We start from the raw sequence: 17,822 nt of genomic DNA, 5'->3' as shown, positions 1-17,822 counted from the left end.
CAACCTCTTTCCATCCTCCTTACCCCTACGCCCCACCCGCTCTTTATGTGATCTGTGTTACATAAATGTGAGTATTGCGTACTGGCGCACATAAAAACCCACCGATTTTTGCAGGCTGCATCACGAAATTCCTCTGAAGCAGGAGGGCCGGGTCTCAGACGCTGCTCTCTCATCCTCCCGCCTCCTCCCCCATAAAAAAGCCGGGGGGTGGAGGATTCACGCCATCAAGGGATAACGCATAGTCAGCCCATCATGAATGTTGCTGTCGATGACAGGTTGTAACGAAGGGAGAAGGGCATGGCGAGCGTACAGCTGCGTAATGTAACGAAAGCCTGGGGTGACGTGGTGGTATCAAAAGATATCAATCTCGACATTCACGAAGGGGAGTTCGTGGTGTTTGTCGGACCGTCAGGCTGTGGTAAGTCGACCTTGCTGCGTATGATCGCCGGACTTGAAACCATCACCAGTGGCGACCTGTTTATCGGTGAGACCCGGATGAACGACATTCCGCCCGCCGAACGCGGTGTGGGCATGGTCTTTCAGTCCTACGCGTTGTATCCCCATTTATCCGTTGCGGAAAATATGTCGTTCGGCCTCAAGCTGGCTGGCGCAAAAAAAGAGGTGATGAACCAGCGCGTGAATCAGGTGGCGGAAGTTCTGCAACTGGCCCATCTGCTGGAGCGTAAACCGAAAGCACTTTCCGGCGGACAACGTCAGCGCGTGGCGATTGGTCGTACGTTGGTCGCTGAACCGCGCGTATTTCTGCTCGATGAACCTCTCTCCAACCTCGATGCAGCACTGCGCGTACAGATGCGCATTGAAATTTCCCGTCTGCATAAACGTCTTGGCCGCACGATGATTTACGTCACCCACGATCAGGTCGAGGCGATGACGCTGGCCGACAAAATCGTGGTGCTGGATGCGGGGCGCGTGGCGCAGGTTGGTAAACCGTTGGAGCTGTACCATTACCCGGCTGACCGCTTTGTTGCCGGGTTTATTGGCTCGCCGAAGATGAACTTCCTGCCGGTGAAAGTTACCGGGACGGCCATCGATCAGGTGCAGGTTGAACTGCCCAACCGCCAGCAAATATGGCTGCCGGTAGACAGCCACGCGGTGCAGGTTGGCGCCAACATGTCTTTAGGTATCCGTCCGGAGCATTTGCTGCCCAGTGATATCGCCGATGTCACCCTCGAAGGTGAAGTGCAGGTGGTCGAGCAGCTTGGTCACGAAACACAAATTCATATCCAGATCCCCGCCATCCGTCAAAACCTGGTTTACCGCCAGAACGACGTGGTGTTGGTACAAGAGGGTGCCACATTCGCTATCGGCCTGCCGCCAGAGCGTTGCCATCTGTTCCGTGAGGATGGCACTGCATGTCGTCGGTTGCATCAAGAGCCGGGCGTTTAAGGCCCCCATAAAAAAACGAAACGCAAAACTATCAAGTCGATGCGTTTAGAGAAAAGCAATGATCTCAGGAGATAGAACGATGATTACTCTGCGCAAACTCCCTCTGGCGGTTGCTGTGGCGGCAGGCATTATGTCTGTTCAGGCAATGGCTGTGGATTTCCATGGTTATGCACGTTCCGGCATAGGCTGGACGGGTAGCGGCGGTGAACAACAGTGTTTCCAGGCAACCGGTGCTCAAAGTAAATACCGTCTTGGTAACGAATGTGAAACCTATGCGGAAATCAAATTAGGTCAGGAAGTGTGGAAAGAAGGCGATAAGAGCTTCTACTTCGACACCAACGTAGCCTACTCTGTGGCACAACAGAATGACTGGGAATCGACCAGTCCGGCATTCCGTGAAGCCAACGTGCAGGGTAAAAACCTGATTGAATGGCTGCCAGGCTCCACTATCTGGGCCGGTAAGCGTTTCTATCAGCGTCATGACGTCCACATGATCGACTTCTACTACTGGGATATTTCAGGTCCTGGCGCTGGTATTGAAAACATCGATCTGGGCTTCGGTAAACTGTCTCTGGCGGCCACCCGTTCTCAGGAAGCTGGAGGGTCTTATACCTTCAGTAGCCAGAATATCTACGACACCTCTAAAGATACCGCGAACGACGTATTTGACGTACGTTTAGCGCAGATGGCTACTAACCCTGATGGCATGCTGGAGCTGGGTGTGGACTATGGCCGCGCGAATAAAACCGACGGTTACAGCTACGCGGATGACGCAACGAAAGATGGTTGGATGTTCACCGCAGAACATACCCAAAGCATGCTGAAAGGCTATAACAAATTTGTTGTTCAGTACGCGACTGACGCCATGACAACGCAAGGTAAGGGCGGCTCGCAGGGGACTTACGGCTCTACCTTCGATACGCAGGTATCTCCAGATGCACCTGTCATCCATCATGTTGACAACAACATCAATAACAACGGTAGCCTGGTACGCGTACTTGACCACGGTGCAATCTCTCTGGGCGACAAGTGGGACCTGATGTACGTCGGTATGTATCAGAACATCGACCTGGATAACGACCTGGGTACCGAATGGTACACCGTCGGTATCCGTCCGATGTACAAATGGACGCCGATCATGAGCACCTTGCTGGAAGTCGGTTACGACAACGTCAAATCTCAGCAAACTGGCGATCGCAACAGCCAGTACAAAATCACCCTGGCGCAACAGTGGCAGGCGGGCGACAGCATCTGGTCTCGCCCGGCAATCCGCGTCTTCGCAACCTATGCCAAATGGGATGAAGAGTGGGGTTACGTGAAAAATGGCGACAAAGTTTCTAAATATGCCGCCGCAACCAACTCTGGTATCAGCACAACCAGCCGTGGCGACAGCGATGAGTGGTCCTTCGGTGCCCAGATGGAAATCTGGTGGTAATTCAGCACTAACCTGACGTAAAGACCGAAAGAGGGGCGCCAGCCCCTCTTGATTACGGTTTAGCGCGCTATTGCCTGGCCACCGCTGAACCCATGCTATCTGAGGTGATAACAATGAAAATGAAGAAAAGTCTCGTTGCCCTTTGTTTATCTGCAGGGTTATTTGCCAGCGCGCCTGGCATCAGCCTGGCCGATGTAAATATTGTTCCGCAGAACACCACCGCGGCTCCAGCTATTCCCACTGCTGCGCTACAACAGTTAACCTGGACGCCAGTTGATCAATCCAAAACCCAGTCGACACAGCTAGCGACAGCGGGTCAGCGTCTGGATGTTGCTGGTATTACTGGCCCAGTCGCTGCGTACAGTGTACCCGCGAATATTGGTGAGTTAACCCTGACGCTGACCAGTGAAGTCAACAAACAAACCAGCGTATTTGCACCAAACGTTTTAATTCTTGATCAGAACATGACGCCATCTGCGTTCTTCCCCAGCAGTTATTTCACTTATCAGGAACCCGGCGTGATGAGTGCCGATCGCCTGGAAGGAGTCATGCGTCTGACGCCTGCGCTGGGCCAGCAAAAACTCTATATGCTGGTCTTTACCACGGATAAAGATCTCCAGCAGACCACGACCCTGCTTGACCCGGCAAAAGCCTATGCCAAAGGTGTAGGGAACGCGATTCCGGATATTCCAGACCCGATTGCCCGTCATACCACCGACGGTCTGCTGAAGCTGAAAGTAAAAACCAGCTCCTCTTCCAGTGTTCTGGTTGGGCCGCTGTTTGGTTCATCCGGCCCTGGCCCTGTCACGGTTGGCAATACCGCCGCGCCTGCGGTGGCCTACGCAGCCCCGGCTGCAACAGTGGCTACTCCAGCGCCACAACCGGTGAAGAAAAGTGAGCCAATGCTAAATGACACGGAAAGTTATTTTAACCAGGGCATTAAGGATGCCGTGGCGAAAGGCGATGTCGATAAAGCGCTGAAGCTGCTTGATGAAGCTGAGCGTCTGGGATCCAAATCCGCCCGATCCACCTTTATCAGCAGTGTAAAAGGCAAGGGGTAAACATTTCCCCGCAGTGCTGATTTTGCAACAACTGGTGCGTCTCCTGGCGCACCTTTTTTTATCCTTCGGTGCTAATTGTTACACTTATGTTGCTTTGACGATCACTTAATTGTGTTTGCTCACCCCGTAATGCATTTTCTGCGATACAATGCCTTCAGGTTATAAATCGGAGAGTAAGGCATGCCACACCCTGCGTTAACGCAACTGCGTGCGCTGCGTTATTTTGATGCGATTCCGGCGCTGGACCCGCAACTGCTCGACTGGTTGTTACTGGAAGATTCCATGACTAAACGTTTTGAGCAGCAGGGGAAAAAGGTTACCGTCACGTTACTTCGCGAAGGATTTGTTGGGCAAAATGAGGTGGCTGAAGAACTGATGCTGCTGCCGACAGAACCCCGTTATTGGTTGCGTGAAATCCTGCTCTGCGCGGACGGTGAACCCTGGCTTGCCGGGCGCACAGTAGTGCCTGAATCAACTTTGTGCGGCCCTGAACTGGCCTTACAAAACCTGGGAAAAACCCCGCTTGGGCGCTACCTGTTTACGTCATCGACATTGACCCGAGATTTTATTGAGATTGGCCGTGATGCAGCGCTGTGGGGGCGACGTTCCCGCCTGCGGCTGAGCGGTAAGCCGCTGATGCTTACCGAACTTTTCCTACCTGCATCGCCGTTGTACTGAGAGGAAGATAAAGATGGAGTGGAGTCTGACGCAGAATAAGCTGCTGGCGTTTCACCGCTTGATGCGTACGGATAAGCCAATCGGCGCCTTACTGCTGCTCTGGCCTACGCTATGGGCATTGTGGGTGGCGACCCCAGGCATGCCGCAATTGTGGATCCTGGCGGTATTTGTCGCCGGCGTTTGGTTAATGCGCGCCGCCGGATGCGTGGTGAATGATTATGCCGACAGGAAATTTGACGGACACGTTAAACGCACCGCGAATCGACCGCTGCCGAGCGGGGCCGTCACCGAAAAAGAAGCCCGAACGCTGTTCGTCGTATTGGTATTGCTCGCCTTCCTGCTGGTTTTAACGCTCAACACAATGACCATTATGTTGTCCGTTGCGGCGTTAGCGTTGGCGTGGGTTTACCCGTTTATGAAACGCTATACGCATTTGCCGCAGGTGGTGCTGGGGGCGGCGTTTGGCTGGTCTATTCCGATGGCGTTTGCTGCCGTAAGCGAGTCTGTGCCGCTGAGCTGCTGGCTGATGTTCCTCGCCAACATTCTCTGGGCGGTGGCCTATGACACCCAGTATGCGATGGTTGACCGGGATGATGACCTGAAGATTGGCATTAAATCGACCGCGATCTTGTTTGGTCAAAACGACAAGCTAATCATTGGTATTCTGCAGGTGGGCGTGCTGGTGCTGATGGCGCTGGTGGGCTGGCTAAACGGGCTGGGGCTGGGCTATTACTGGTCACTGCTGGTGGCGGGTGCGCTGTTTGTGTATCAGCAGAAGCTGATCGTTAATCGTGAACGGGATGCCTGTTTTAAAGCGTTTATGAACAATAACTATGTAGGGCTGGTACTGTTTTTAGGACTGGCGATGAGCTACTGGCATTTTTGAGTTTGGCTTAGCCTGCAAAATAAAAACCGGTCATTTCGACCGGTTTTTTTTACTTACTCGCCCTGTGTGGCACTCTCGATGGTCAGACGAACATCCGATGTGACCAGTTCAGCCAGCATCTGATAGATCTTCATCGTCTCTTCCGGCTCGGCATCTCCGGTATCGCTAATGAATCCTTCGTCACGCAGCGTCAGCACCAGAGAGCTGAATACCGCTTTGTCGAAGAATTCCGGCGCGTTAATGCCGTGCAGTACGGAGAGGCGTTGCGCCACGGTGCGGCTCTCTTTCTCAAGCGTACCACGGTTGATGGACGGGTTGGCGCTCAGCAGCCAGAAGGTAATGGCGTAGCGTTGCAACGTCTCGCGAGCACCCGCAGCCAACAGCTGGAGCGTACGGGAGCGGGCTGGGTTAATATGCAGTTCGCCATCCTGCTGAGCGATCAATCCCTGGCGCTGCATTTCGCTGGCCAATTCGTCAATCACTCCGGCAAGCTCATTGCGTTCCCAGCGCAGGAACAGCTCAGCTTTCAGCATTGGATACAACGCATCAATATGCTGCTGTAGCGCGACGCGTGAAATACGACGGTGCTGAGTTACAATGGCTGCCATCAACGAAGGCAGAACCAGCATGTGCGCAATGTTGTTGCGATAGTAGGTCATCAATACGGCCTGCTCGCGCGGCAGTATGATGATGTCGCCGATGGTGTCTTTCTCGACCTCAAACTTGTTCATCTGCAAGGCGTGGTCGATCAACTCACTGGCGCTCTGTGCAGGAACAGTTGAGTCTGCTGCGTACGGCACGTTGCGCAGCAGGCTAAGGTAGCAGTCAAGCTGCTCGGTTAACTGTTCACGGGTCAGAGAGCGCTGGCGGGAAGCCAACAGCGCGGTACAACACAGGTTCATGGCGTTGGCCGCGCCAGCGTTGTTAATGCGCACCATCAGATCGGCGGCAATGTTATTCACTGTCGGCGTCAGCCAGGCCGGGCGGATAGACTCGATAGGATCGATAGATTCACGCCACTCCGGCACATGCTGATTGAGGTACGTCATCAGCGGCATCGGCTCGCCAAAGTTAACGTAGCCCTGACCCAGATTACGCAGCTTGCTTAAGCCACGCAGCATTTGTGGCAGACTCTCTTTTTCTTTTGTCGCGCCACGCAGCTCTTTTGCGTAGGTGCCTACTTCCATTACGTGCTCATAGCCGATGTAGATCGGTACGAGGGTAATCGGACGCGTACCGCCGCGCAGCATCGCCTGAATGGTCATCGACAGCGTGCCGGTTTTCGGGTCGAGCAGACGACCGGTACGTGAACGGCCGCCTTCGACAAAATACTCAACCGAGTAACCGCGGCTGAACAGCTCGCCCAGGTATTCACGGAAAACGGTGGAGTAGAGCTTATTGCCCTTGAAGGTACGACGAATAAAGAACGCGCCCAGGCGGCGGAAAATCGGACCTGCCGGCCAGAAATTCAGGTTGATACCGGCAGCGATGTGCGGTGGAACCAGCCCCTGATGATACAGAACGTACGACAGCAGCATATAGTCCATATGGCTGCGGTGGCACGGAACATAAACGATTTCATGCCCATCGTGCGCCAACTGACGTACACGTTCCGCATTATGAACGTTAATCCCCTGATACAGACGGTTCCAGGTAAAGCCCAGAATTCGGTCCGTGAGGCGGATCATCTCGTAGGAGAAGTTGGCGGCAATCTCTTCCATCAGTGCAATGGCATTTTGCTGTGCTTTTTCGTGGGAGATTTTTTTACTGCGCGCTTCATCTTCTACCGCGCGAGCGATCGCTTTTGACGCCAGCAGCTTATTAAACAGATCCTGGCGGGCAGGGAGGCGAGGGCCAACCGCGGCCAGACGCTGGCGAGCAAAATGCATACGCGCCACGCGTGCCAGTTTCTGAGCGATTATCTTATCCGTACCGTGTTCATCCGCCATACGACGCAGGGAGACTGATGGGGAGAAACGGACAAAACTGTCGCGACCCAGCCAGGACACAGCAAAGAATTTCTGTACGCCGTTCAGCATGCGCAGCGGCGGATTGACTTCGCCTTTTTCGCGTCCTGGCGCACGGCCAAACATCACCGAAACCGGCACCATCTGCACATCCAGGTCTGGATTGCTGCGATGCAGGTCGAGATAGTTATGGAACAGCTTGATGGACTCTTCTTTCGGCGTGTAATAGGTGAACACGCGCGGGCCGCCGTGAATAAACACGTAGCGCGGCAGCAGAGTCCCGTCTATCTCCAGCGGTTCCAGGGGATCGGGGAGATCGTGCACCAGACATTGGGCACGCAGCGTCAGCAAGTCTGCTTTTGAATTGTACGGTAGGACGTACATAATGGGACGAGACGTATCGAGTCCCAATTCCGGGGCAGGTTCTGCCGGAATAGACTTACTTTTTACCAGGATGCTTAATGGTAAATTCAGTAATTTGTAGTAAATTCGTGGCCAGCCGGACATAAACGATGTAAAGCCTCTGGTTAATAATGCAAATGCGCTGCAAGGATATCAGAAAGTTTAGTGAATTTCTGTGGTATCCCGTCATACTTCGCGCTGCTTTGCCACCCCATGAAACAAACGGGGTAACGTTACAATGACATTGACGCTAATAATGTAAAAAGGTTCTTTTTGATGGCCAATAATACCACTGGATTCACCCGAATTATCAAAGCTGCAGGCTATTCCTGGAAAGGTTTTCGCGCCGCATGGATCAATGAGGCGGCATTCCGCCAGGAAAGCGTTGCCGTACTGCTGGGCGTAGCTATCGCCTGCTGGCTGGACGTCGATGCGATTACCCGCGTGCTGTTAATTGGTTCCGTGATGCTGGTGATGATCGTTGAAATCCTCAACAGTGCGATTGAGGCGGTGGTTGATCGCATAGGCTCTGAGTATCACGAACTTTCCGGCCGGGCGAAAGATATGGGTTCTGCGGCGGTGTTGTTGTCTATTTTCGTTGCTCTGATCACCTGGGGCATTCTGTTGTGGTCGCATTTGCGATAAGGATTCCACATCTTCATAAATCTCCTGCTTTTTGTGCAGTTTGCGGTTCCAAAATCACCTTTAGCTGTATATACTCACAGCATAACTGTATATACACCCAGGGGGCGGAATGAAAGCGTTAACGGCCAGGCAGCAAGAGGTGTTTGATCTCATTAGAGATCACATCAGCCAGACAGGTATGCCACCGACGCGTGCGGAGATCGCGCAGCGTTTGGGGTTCCGTTCCCCAAACGCTGCTGAAGAACATCTGAAAGCGCTGGCGCGTAAAGGTGTGCTGGAAATTGTCTCCGGTGCATCGCGTGGTATTCGACTGCTGCAGGAAGAAGAAGAAGGATTACCGCTTGTCGGTCGTGTGGCGGCAGGCGAGCCACTTCTGGCGCAGCAACACATCGAAGGCCACTACCAGGTCGATCCCTCATTGTTCAAACCGAACGCCGATTTTCTGCTGCGGGTTAGCGGTATGTCGATGAAAGATATCGGTATTATGGACGGCGATTTGCTGGCGGTGCATAAAACTCAGGACGTGCGTAACGGACAGGTTGTTGTTGCCCGTATCGACGACGAAGTCACGGTTAAGCGCCTGAAAAAGCAGGGCAACAAGGTTGAACTTCTGCCAGAAAACAGTGAATTTAAACCTATCGTTGTCGATCTGCGCGAGCAAAACTTCACCATTGAAGGGCTGGCGGTAGGCGTCATTCGTAACGGTGAATGGCTGTAATCATGTATTAATACTGTGGCGCATTCTGCGCCACAGCTAGTTTTCACTTCTTTTCATCAGGCTTTCCTGTATGCCTTTCTTTACCGCCTCTGATAAAGCACTCTGGCACCTCGCCTTACCGATGATCTTCTCCAATATCACCGTTCCCTTGCTGGGGCTGGTGGATACTGCTGTGATTGGTCATCTGGACAGCCCGGTCTATCTTGGCGGCGTTGCTGTTGGGGCCACGGCGACCAGTTTTCTCTTTATGCTGCTTCTTTTTTTGCGCATGAGTACCACCGGTCTTACCGCGCAGGCATTTGGTGCGAAAAATCCACAGGCGCTGGCGCGCGCGCTGGTACAGCCGCTGATGCTGGCATTGGGCGCAGGGGTACTTATCGCGCTGTTTCGCACGCCGATTATCGATTTAGCGCTGCATATTGTCGGGGGAAGTGAAGCTGTACTTGAACAAGCCCGGCGTTTCCTTGAAATCCGCTGGCTCAGCGCGCCAGCCTCGCTGGCGAATCTGGTGCTGCTCGGCTGGTTGCTGGGCGTGCAGTATGCGCGAGCGCCGGTTATCCTGCTGATTGTCGGCAATATTCTCAACATTGCGCTCGATTTATGGCTGGTGATGGGTCTGCATATGAACGTGCAGGGTGCGGCACTGGCAACGGTGATTGCTGAATATGCCACACTGCTTATCGGTCTGATGATGGTGCGCAAAGTCCTGCATATGCGCGGAATATCGCTGGCAATGTTGAAACAGGCGTGGCGGGGCAACTTCCGTCGTTTGTTGGCACTCAACCGTGACATCATGCTGCGTTCGCTGCTGTTGCAGCTCTGCTTTGGGGCCATTACGGTGCTGGGGGCGCGTCTGGGAGGCGATATCATTGCGGTTAATGCCGTACTGATGACTTTGCTGACGTTTACCGCTTATGCACTGGACGGATTTGCCTATGCCGTGGAAGCGCATTCGGGCCAGGCCTATGGGGCGCGGGACGGCAGCCAGTTGCTGGATGTCTGGCGAGCAGCGTGTCGACAGTCAGGAATTGTGGCAATCCTTTTTTCGCTGATCTATGCCTTGTTTGGCGAGCAGATTGTGGCGCTGCTGACCTCACTGTCGCAAATCCAACTTTTGGCCGATCGCTATCTTTTCTGGCAGGTGGTTTTACCGCTGGTGGGCGTGTGGTGTTATCTGCTTGACGGTATGTTTATTGGCGCAACGCGGGCTGCAGAAATGCGTAACAGTATGGCCGTTGCCGCAGTGGGATTCGCCTTAACGCTGCTGGCTTTGCCGTGGCTCGGAAATCATGGTTTGTGGCTGGCGTTAACTGTTTTCCTCGCGCTGCGCGGGCTGTCGTTGGCCTTTATCTGGCGGCGTCACTGGCGTAATGGAACCTGGTTTGCCTAATCTGGATGGTTAAAAATTCCGAATAGTAAATAAAACCCAGAATCACTGACTACACTTATTCTCACGTCCAGAGAAAACAGCATGTGTCTGGACATGGCACTCTCGCTATTCACAACCTAACGATGAGGACTTGATGATGAATAAAGACGAAGTCGGCGGCAACTGGAAGCAGTTTAAAGGTAAAGTGAAAGAGCAATGGGGCAAACTGACCGATGATGATATGACGGTCATTGAAGGTAAACGTGACCAACTGGTTGGTAAAGTCCAGGAGCGTTACGGTTACGCCAAAGATCAGGCGGAAAAAGAAGTTAACGATTGGGAAAAACGTAATGATTACCGCTGGTAATTGACCCTTCCCTCCTGAGAGTACAAGGACGTACGCTCTCCCACCTGACTAACGCCCAACTTTCTTCTTCACCTGAATTGTGTGGTCATGCTGGCAGTCGCCTGGATGACGGCATGACTCAACTTCCACACAGGCCGGACACAGCCCGTGGGCTTCAATAACATTATGTCGCAGAGCAAAGCCCATTTTGGCCGCCAGCGTATGCATGATGTCTTCCACACCTTCTGCGCACTCTTCTTTTACCACGCCACAGCGGTCGCAAATGAACATCGCAGAACTGTGCGTTGGCTGATCGAACAGATGACAAAGGACATAGCTGTTGGTGGATTCCACCTTATGCACAAACCCTTGTTCAAGCAGAAAATCGAGCGCGCGATACACGGTTGGTGGTTTGGCCTGCGGCTCGGTTTCCCGCAACAGGTCGAGCAGGTCGTAGGCGCTGATGGCGCCTTCCTGCAGGCTCATCAGTCGCAGCACTTCGAGGCGTTGTGGCGTAAGCCGCACGTTGCGTTGCGCACAGAGTTTTTCAGCTTGAGCCAATAACTCTTGCGTAGTGGTTTTGTCCATTTGGCGCCTCGATTTGCGTGGAAGGTTAATCCCTTACTTTAACATGTTCTGCTTAAAACGCCGAGATCCGCCGCGATGTGCTATACCTGAGCCATCGCAATACTGGAAAATAAACATGAAAAGACCCGATTGTATTCGTCACTGGCGTGAAGTTGAGGGGGCCGATGATTCCACCTACCCAGACAGCGATGAGCTGTTTGCCATAGGAGCGCCGCTTGCCCGCAAATTGGGGTTAGGACGACTCGGCATTCATCATGAACGCCTGCCGCCAGGTCGGCGCACGTCTTACCCGCATGCTGAAAGTGATGAAGAAGAGTTTATCTATGTGCTGGAAGGATATCCTGAGGCCTGGATTAACGGTTATTTATGGAAGCTGGAGCCTGGCGACAGTGTTGGTTTTCCTGCAGGTACTGGCGTGTGTCACACCTTTATCAATAACACCAGTGAAGAGGTACGTCTGCTGGTCGTGGGTGAGGCGAACAAAAAATACAATCGCATTTATTATCCGCTTAATCCGGTCTATGCCGCCACGCGCGAGGATCGCTGGGTTGACCATCCGCCGCAGTTTTTTGGATCTCACGACGGAAAACCGGGGCGTAAGTAGCGTTGGTCGGCACCAGAGATGGAGAACTGTGAGGATGTGGCTCACTATCGTAACGGTCTATGCTATAGTAGCGCCCCTTTTTTAACCGGATGCTTGAATATTCGCCATGCTGCCTGAATCTCAGTCTACCGCTTTTCCCGCTCATCGTTTTTCTATCGCGCCGATGCTCGACTGGACGGACAGGCACTGCCGCTACTTTTTGCGCTTACTGTCCAGCCAGACGCTCCTCTATACGGAGATGGTAACTACCGGTGCGATCATTCATGGCAAAGGCGATTATCTGGCGTATAGCGAAGAAGAACATCCGGTCGCATTGCAACTGGGTGGGAGCGATCCGGCTGCACTGGCGCAGTGCGCAAAGCTCGCTGAACAGCGGGGGTATGATGAAATTAACCTCAACGTGGGCTGCCCTTCCGATCGTGTTCAAAATGGGATGTTTGGCGCTTGTCTGATGGGAAATGCGCAACTGGTCGCTGATTGCGTCAAAGCGATGCGTGATGTGGTGTCGATACCGGTCACGGTGAAAACGCGTATCGGCATTGATGACCAGGACAGTTACGAATTCCTCTGCGATTTCATCAACACGGTCTCGGGTAACGGCGAATGTGAGATGTTTATCATCCATGCCCGCAAGGCCTGGCTGTCTGGGTTAAGTCCGAAAGAAAACCGCGAAATTCCACCGCTGGATTATGACCGCGTTTATCAGCTAAAGCGCGATTTCCCGCATCTGACGATGTCGATCAATGGCGGCATTAAATCGTTGGCAGAAGCGAAAATCCATTTGCAGCATATGGATGGCGTAATGGTGGGGCGCGAAGCTTATCAAAACCCAGGTATTCTGGCCTCCGTTGACCGCGAGATTTTTGCCGCTACTACTCAGGATGCCGATCCGGTCGCCGTGGTGCGTGCCATGTATCCCTATATTGAGCGTGAACTGAGTAAAGGTACGTATCTTGGACATGTGACGCGTCATATGCTGGGGCTGTTCCAGGGGATTCCTGGGGCACGTCAGTGGCGTCGTTATCTGAGCGAAAATGCGCATAAAGCCGGGGCAGATATTAACGTTCTGGAACACGCCTTGCAGCTGGTCGCTGACAAGCGTTAATTTTTCACCAAAAGTTAGTGAATTTCACCACGCCCTGCGCTTTGTCGCGGGGCGTTTGCTTTATAAATCAATATAATAATTTTGGCATGTTTCTTGTAATGCAGTGGAGAGTATTTAATTTCGGGAGAGAGCTATGCTGGAACTACTTTTTGTGATTGGGTTTTTTATCATGCTGATGGTCACCGGCGTATCTTTGCTGGGGGTATTGGCCGCATTAGTGGTCGCCACTGCAGTGATGTTTTTGGGCGGACTATTTGCCTTGATGATAAAACTTTTACCCTGGCTGCTACTGGCCGTTGCTGTGGTGTGGATTATCAAGGCGATAAAAGCGCCAAAAGTCCCACAGTATCAGCGTAATAACCGCCGATTTTACTAAGGTATTGAGCGGTGCGTCACAACCTGTAACATTGCCTTTAGAACCAAATAGGAATTGATTATCAAATCTGTCACTATTGCCAGGTTAACGAATTCATCGAGCTGTACCCTACATACAGCCGAACTAAAAAAAGAAAGGGCTTCCCACGGGAAGCCCTAATTCTTTATTTCCCCGTCATAATTCAAACCGCAGGTGTGTTGGCTGCTTTCATTCACCCCAGTCACTTACTCCAGTAAGCTCCTGGGGATTCATTCAATTGCCGCGTTACTCAGCTTAAAGCCTAGCCCCTTCAGGGTCAGCGCAAGCGCTGCTCAAAAACGCCTAATCATTTTTATCCTGCTGTTTGAATTGTTTAGGGGAAGTTGGAGCATTATGGGATGAGTAAACTCGAGCCCTGCGTGGCCCGGCTTTCCAGTACTTCATGGGCTCGTTGCGCGTCACTTAGCGCAAATTTCTGACCCGGCGCGACATCCACTTTGATCACCCCGCTGGCAATCAGCGAGAACAGCTCATTGCTGGCTTCGGTTAATTCATGGTGGTTGGTGATGTAACCCTGGAGCGAAGGGCGGGTCACGTACAGCGAACCTTTCTGATTCAGAATGCCTAAGTTAACGCCAGTCACCGGTCCGGAGGCGTTACCAAAGCTGACCATCAGCCCTCGACGCTGTAAACAATCCAATGAGGCTTCCCAGGTATCTTTTCCCACTGAGTCATAGACCACCCGCACTTTTTTACCGCCGGTTACCTCTTTCACTCGCTCAACAATGCTCTCTTCACGATAGTTAATGACCTGCCATGCACCGGCCTGCAGCGCAATTTGCGCTTTTTGCGCATTGCCGACGGTACCAATCAGCTTCGCACCCAATGCTTTTGCCCACTGGCAGGCAATCATCCCGACGCCGCCCGCAGCCGCATGGAACAAAAATGGTTCATCAGGCTGAATTTCATAGGTTTTACGCAACAGATAAAAAACAGTTAACCCTTTCAGGAATGAGGCTGCAGCTTGTTCAAATGAGATAGCGTTGGGCAGGATGGCGGCTTTATCGGCCGGAACGTTATGTACTGAGCTGTAAGCGCCAAGCGCAGACTGGGCGTAAACCACGCGATCGCCTGCTTTAATGTGCGTTACTTTATTCCCCACTTTGCTGACTATGCCCGCGGCTTCGGTTCCCAGGCCGCTGGGCAGAGAAGGCGGCGGATAAAGACCACTACGGATGTATGTGTCGATATAGTTGATCCCAATCGCTTTGTTCTCGACCTGGATTTCGTTCTCCGCCGGATCTGCAGGCGTAAAATCGACGACCTGAAGCACTTCAGGACCACCATGCTTGTGAAATTCAATACGCGTTGCCATGCTTCCTCCAAAAGAAATGTGGTAATCTTTCGACCCAATCATTATCTCGGTAACTCCATTCACTATGGCAGGAAATAAACCCTTCAACAAACAACAGACTGATGCTCGTGAGCGCGATCCCCAGGTCGCCGGGCTGAAAGTACCGCCGCACTCGATTGAAGCGGAACAGTCGGTGTTGGGCGGTTTAATGCTGGATAACGAACGCTGGGACGATGTGGCCGAGCGTGTGGTGGCGGAAGATTTTTATACCCGACCGCACCGGCACATCTTCACCGAAATGCATCGACTGCAGGAGATGGGAAAACCCATCGACCTGATCACGCTCGCAGAATCGTTGGAGGTTCAGGGACAACTGGACAGCGTCGGCGGCTTTGCTTACCTGGCTGAGTTATCTAAAAATACCCCAAGTGCGGCGAACATTAGTGCTTATGCGGATATCGTCCGTGAACGTGCTGTTGTTCGTGACATGATTTCGGTTGCGCACGAAATCGCGGAAGCCGGGTTTGATCCGCAAGGCCGTTCCAGTGAAGATCTGCTGGACCTCGCGGAATCACGCGTTTTTAAAATCGCTGAAAGTCGGGCCAACAAAGACGAAGGCCCGAAAAACATCACCGATGTGCTCGACGCAACCGTCGCGCGTATCGAGCAGCTGTTCCAGCAGCCGCACGACGGCGTCACCGGGGTGAACACCGGCTATGACGACCTCAACAAAAAGACGGCGGGTTTGCAGCCGTCAGACTTGATTATCGTCGCCGCGCGTCCGTCGATGGGTAAGACGACATTTGCAATGAACCTCGTCGAAAATGCGGCGATGTTGCAGGATAAGCCAGTTCTTATCTTTAGTCTTGAAATGCCCTCGGAACAGATCATGATGCGTTCCCTGGCTTCGCTTTCACGCGTAGACCAAACCAAAATCCGTACCGGTCAACTGGATGATGAAGACTGGGCGCGAATTTCCGGAACAATGGGTATTTTGCTGGAGAAACGAAACATCTATATTGATGATTCTTCCGGCCTGACGCCAACGGAAGTGCGCTCGCGTGCTCGTCGTATCGCCCGTGAACACGGCGGTATCGGCCTGATCATGATCGACTACCTGCAACTGATGCGCGTGCCGTCGCTCTCCGATAACCGTACGCTGGAAATTGCTGAAATTTCCCGCTCGCTGAAGGCGTTAGCAAAAGAACTGCATGTGCCGGTGGTGGCGCTGTCGCAGCTTAACCGCTCACTGGAACAACGCGCCGACAAACGTCCGGTTAACTCGGATCTGCGTGAATCCGGCTCCATCGAACAGGATGCCGACTTAATCATGTTTATCTATCGTGATGAGGTTTATCACGAAAATAGTGACTTAAAAGGCATCGCCGAAATTATTATTGGTAAGCAGCGTAACGGTCCGATTGGCACGGTGCGCCTGACGTTTAACGGACAGTGGTCGCGATTCGATAACTATGCGGGCCCACAATACGACGACGAATAAATCTCCGTCATCCTTCATGCTGCAGATGCGTTGACTACGCCCGTTCACCCCAGTCACTTAGCTTACTAAGCTCCCGGGGGTTCTCTGGCTTGTCGCGTGACTCGGACTGCGTCCTCGCCCCTTTGGGGCCAGCGCAGGCGCTGTTCAAAAACGCCAAAGCGTTTTTGTCCTGCAACACGAATGATTTAGGGGATTCTTTTATTAAGGAATACGAATGCAAGCGGCAACTGTAGTTATTAACCGCCGCGCTCTGCGACACAACCTGCAACGTCTGCGTGAACTGGCTCCTGCCAGCAAACTGGTTGCGGTCGTGAAAGCGAACGCTTATGGCCATGGTCTGTTAGAGACCGCGCGAACGCTCCCCGATGCGGACGCTTTTGGTGTCGCTCGTCTTGAAGAAGCCCTGCGGTTGCGAGCGGGAGGGATCACGCAGCCCATCCTGCTGCTGGAGGGATTTTTTGATGCCTCCGATCTGCCGACGATCTCCGCGCAGCGTCTGCATACTGCCGTCCACAACCAGGAGCAACTTGAAGCCCTGGAAGCCGCAGAATTGGCTGAACCGGTCACCGTCTGGATGAAGCTCGACACGGGAATGCACCGCCTGGGCGTACGTCCTGAGAAGGCTGAGGCGTTTTATCAGCGCTTGACCCAATGTGAAAACGTGCGTCAACCGGTTAATATCGTCAGCCACTTTGCGCGCGCAGACGAACCTGAATGCGGCGCGACCGAAAAACAGCTCGATATCTTCAATAGCTTTTGCGAGGGCAAACCTGGGCAACGTTCAATTGCCGCGTCGGGGGGAATTTTGCTGTGGCCCCAGTCCCACTTCGACTGGGCGCGTCCGGGGCTGATTCTGTATGGCGTATCGCCGCTGGAAAACCACTCTATCGGCGCCGATTTTGGCTGCCAGCCAGTGATGTCGTTGACCTCCAGCCTGATTGCGGTGCGTGAACACAAGGCGGGCGAACCGGTTGGCTATGGTGGAACCTGGCAGAGTGAGCGTGATACACGTCTGGGCGTGGTGGCGATGGGCTATGGCGACGGTTATCCGCGTGCAGCGCCGTCAGGGACACCGGTGCTGGTTAATGGCCGTGAAGTGCCGATCGTCGGTCGTGTCGCGATGGATATGATCTGCGTCGATTTAGGCCCCGAGGCGCAGGACAAAGCTGGCGATTCGGTGATCCTGTGGGGTGAAGGCCTGCCCGTTGAACGCATTGCTGAAATGACGAAAGTAAGTGCTTACGAACTTATTACGCGCCTGACTTCGCGCGTGGCGATGAAGTATATCGATTAATTAAGCGCATGATATGCCGGATAAGGCGGTTACGCCGCTATCCGGCAATATTCCTCTCAACATCCTCTCGATCTTCTCCTGCTTCCGGTTTATTGTGTTCTTATCCT

At 53.0% G+C, this 17,822-nt stretch carries 17 protein-coding genes; 14 read left to right on the top strand and 3 right to left on the bottom strand.

From position 1 onward, the window contains the following. The first annotated feature begins 297 nt into the window (after positions 1-297). The 5 genes from malK to ubiA all read left to right on the top strand — a co-directional run bounded on the left by malK (position 298) and on the right by ubiA (position 5,467). Entirely contained in the window at positions 298-1,407 is a 1,110-nt protein-coding gene (gene malK / locus On2M_RS22400; protein ID WP_151218073.1) for a maltose/maltodextrin ABC transporter ATP-binding protein MalK, read from the top strand. Between the two features lie 79 nt (positions 1,408-1,486). Continuing rightward, positions 1,487-2,842: a maltoporin gene (locus On2M_RS22395; protein ID WP_151218072.1), complete on the top strand. Its 1,356-nt coding sequence runs from the start codon at positions 1,487-1,489 to the stop codon at positions 2,840-2,842. A 113-nt stretch (positions 2,843-2,955) separates the two neighbouring features. Then, complete coding sequence (gene malM / locus On2M_RS22390) at positions 2,956-3,903, top strand: maltose operon protein MalM (RefSeq protein WP_210905473.1); 948 nt, start codon at positions 2,956-2,958, stop codon at positions 3,901-3,903. Positions 3,904-4,083: 180 nt separating this feature from the next. Further along, positions 4,084-4,581, top strand: coding sequence for a chorismate lyase (ubiC, locus tag On2M_RS22385; protein ID WP_044715430.1), 498 nt, complete (start codon positions 4,084-4,086; stop codon positions 4,579-4,581). A gap of 13 nt (positions 4,582-4,594) precedes the next feature. Then, positions 4,595-5,467: a 4-hydroxybenzoate octaprenyltransferase gene (ubiA, locus tag On2M_RS22380; RefSeq protein WP_151218070.1), complete on the top strand. Its 873-nt coding sequence runs from the start codon at positions 4,595-4,597 to the stop codon at positions 5,465-5,467. 53 nt (positions 5,468-5,520) lie between these two features. Here the strand turns inward: ubiA and plsB are convergent, their stop codons facing one another. Next, positions 5,521-7,941, bottom strand: coding sequence for a glycerol-3-phosphate 1-O-acyltransferase PlsB (gene plsB, locus On2M_RS22375; RefSeq protein ID WP_187253978.1), 2,421 nt, complete (start codon positions 7,939-7,941; stop codon positions 5,521-5,523). A gap of 171 nt (positions 7,942-8,112) precedes the next feature. Here plsB and On2M_RS22370 point away from each other — a divergent pair, with 171 nt between their 5' ends. From On2M_RS22370 to On2M_RS22355, 4 genes are all read left to right on the top strand, one after another. Continuing rightward, positions 8,113-8,481 carry a diacylglycerol kinase gene (locus tag On2M_RS22370; protein WP_003826594.1) on the top strand — a complete coding sequence of 123 codons (369 nt, stop codon included), beginning with the start codon at positions 8,113-8,115 and terminating at the stop codon, positions 8,479-8,481. Between the two features lie 109 nt (positions 8,482-8,590). Next, the gene (gene lexA, locus On2M_RS22365; RefSeq protein ID WP_003826596.1) at positions 8,591-9,199 is read left to right on the top strand and encodes a transcriptional repressor LexA; all 609 of its coding nucleotides are present in this window, start codon (positions 8,591-8,593) and stop codon (positions 9,197-9,199) included. A gap of 70 nt (positions 9,200-9,269) precedes the next feature. Further along, complete coding sequence (dinF, locus tag On2M_RS22360; protein ID WP_151218069.1) at positions 9,270-10,589, top strand: MATE family efflux transporter DinF; 1,320 nt, start codon at positions 9,270-9,272, stop codon at positions 10,587-10,589. A gap of 136 nt (positions 10,590-10,725) precedes the next feature. Further along, entirely contained in the window at positions 10,726-10,935 is a 210-nt protein-coding gene (locus tag On2M_RS22355) for a CsbD family protein (protein WP_003031706.1), read from the top strand. A gap of 48 nt (positions 10,936-10,983) precedes the next feature. On the opposite strand, the gene zur is transcribed toward On2M_RS22355, so the two are convergent. Continuing rightward, entirely contained in the window at positions 10,984-11,502 is a 519-nt protein-coding gene (gene zur / locus On2M_RS22350; RefSeq protein WP_151218068.1) for a zinc uptake transcriptional repressor Zur, read from the bottom strand. 115 nt (positions 11,503-11,617) lie between these two features. Between zur and On2M_RS22345 the strand changes: the two genes are divergently transcribed. The 3 genes from On2M_RS22345 to pspG all read left to right on the top strand — a co-directional run bounded on the left by On2M_RS22345 (position 11,618) and on the right by pspG (position 13,587). Further along, a complete protein-coding gene (locus tag On2M_RS22345; protein ID WP_003031710.1) occupies positions 11,618-12,106 on the top strand; it encodes a cupin domain-containing protein in 489 nt (162 codons plus the stop codon). Between the two features lie 106 nt (positions 12,107-12,212). Beyond that, positions 12,213-13,211, top strand: a complete 999-nt coding sequence (gene dusA / locus On2M_RS22340; protein WP_151218067.1) for a tRNA dihydrouridine(20/20a) synthase DusA — start codon at positions 12,213-12,215, stop codon at positions 13,209-13,211. A gap of 133 nt (positions 13,212-13,344) precedes the next feature. Beyond that, entirely contained in the window at positions 13,345-13,587 is a 243-nt protein-coding gene (gene pspG / locus On2M_RS22335) for an envelope stress response protein PspG (RefSeq protein ID WP_151218066.1), read from the top strand. 370 nt (positions 13,588-13,957) lie between these two features. On the opposite strand, the gene On2M_RS22330 is transcribed toward pspG, so the two are convergent. After that, positions 13,958-14,941 (bottom strand): quinone oxidoreductase, encoded by a 984-nt coding sequence (locus On2M_RS22330; RefSeq protein ID WP_210905472.1) that lies wholly within the window; start codon positions 14,939-14,941, stop codon positions 13,958-13,960. Positions 14,942-15,005: 64 nt separating this feature from the next. Here On2M_RS22330 and dnaB point away from each other — a divergent pair, with 64 nt between their 5' ends. Then, positions 15,006-16,421 carry a replicative DNA helicase gene (gene dnaB, locus On2M_RS22325; protein ID WP_061067020.1) on the top strand — a complete coding sequence of 472 codons (1,416 nt, stop codon included), beginning with the start codon at positions 15,006-15,008 and terminating at the stop codon, positions 16,419-16,421. Between the two features lie 214 nt (positions 16,422-16,635). Next, a complete protein-coding gene (gene alr / locus On2M_RS22320; RefSeq protein WP_187253975.1) occupies positions 16,636-17,715 on the top strand; it encodes an alanine racemase in 1,080 nt (359 codons plus the stop codon). Positions 17,716-17,822 lie beyond the last annotated feature (107 nt).

It is taken from the genome of Citrobacter sp. On2M, assembly GCF_018035235.1.
In the GTDB taxonomy this organism is placed as follows: Bacteria; Pseudomonadota; Gammaproteobacteria; order Enterobacterales; family Enterobacteriaceae; genus Citrobacter; species Citrobacter meridianamericanus.
Note: the sequence above shows the minus strand (reverse complement) of the source record. Positions and strands in the feature narration are given on the sequence as shown.

Excerpts from the sequence above, each read along its gene's own strand:
- malK (WP_151218073.1), top strand. The coding sequence starts at position 298 with ATGGCGAGCGTACAGCTGCGTAATGTAACGAAAGCCTGGGGTGACGTG.
- On2M_RS22395 (WP_151218072.1), top strand. The coding sequence starts at position 1,487 with ATGATTACTCTGCGCAAACTCCCTCTGGCGGTTGCTGTGGCGGCAGGC.
- malM (WP_210905473.1), top strand. The coding sequence starts at position 2,956 with ATGAAAATGAAGAAAAGTCTCGTTGCCCTTTGTTTATCTGCAGGGTTA.
- ubiC (WP_044715430.1), top strand. The coding sequence starts at position 4,084 with ATGCCACACCCTGCGTTAACGCAACTGCGTGCGCTGCGTTATTTTGAT.
- ubiA (WP_151218070.1), top strand. The coding sequence starts at position 4,595 with ATGGAGTGGAGTCTGACGCAGAATAAGCTGCTGGCGTTTCACCGCTTG.
- plsB (WP_187253978.1), bottom strand. The coding sequence starts at position 7,941 with ATGTCCGGCTGGCCACGAATTTACTACAAATTACTGAATTTACCATTA.
- On2M_RS22370 (WP_003826594.1), top strand. The coding sequence starts at position 8,113 with ATGGCCAATAATACCACTGGATTCACCCGAATTATCAAAGCTGCAGGC.
- lexA (WP_003826596.1), top strand. The coding sequence starts at position 8,591 with ATGAAAGCGTTAACGGCCAGGCAGCAAGAGGTGTTTGATCTCATTAGA.
- dinF (WP_151218069.1), top strand. The coding sequence starts at position 9,270 with ATGCCTTTCTTTACCGCCTCTGATAAAGCACTCTGGCACCTCGCCTTA.
- On2M_RS22355 (WP_003031706.1), top strand. The coding sequence starts at position 10,726 with ATGAATAAAGACGAAGTCGGCGGCAACTGGAAGCAGTTTAAAGGTAAA.
- zur (WP_151218068.1), bottom strand. The coding sequence starts at position 11,502 with ATGGACAAAACCACTACGCAAGAGTTATTGGCTCAAGCTGAAAAACTC.
- On2M_RS22345 (WP_003031710.1), top strand. The coding sequence starts at position 11,618 with ATGAAAAGACCCGATTGTATTCGTCACTGGCGTGAAGTTGAGGGGGCC.
- dusA (WP_151218067.1), top strand. The coding sequence starts at position 12,213 with ATGCTGCCTGAATCTCAGTCTACCGCTTTTCCCGCTCATCGTTTTTCT.
- pspG (WP_151218066.1), top strand. The coding sequence starts at position 13,345 with ATGCTGGAACTACTTTTTGTGATTGGGTTTTTTATCATGCTGATGGTC.
- On2M_RS22330 (WP_210905472.1), bottom strand. The coding sequence starts at position 14,941 with ATGGCAACGCGTATTGAATTTCACAAGCATGGTGGTCCTGAAGTGCTT.
- dnaB (WP_061067020.1), top strand. The coding sequence starts at position 15,006 with ATGGCAGGAAATAAACCCTTCAACAAACAACAGACTGATGCTCGTGAG.
- alr (WP_187253975.1), top strand. The coding sequence starts at position 16,636 with ATGCAAGCGGCAACTGTAGTTATTAACCGCCGCGCTCTGCGACACAAC.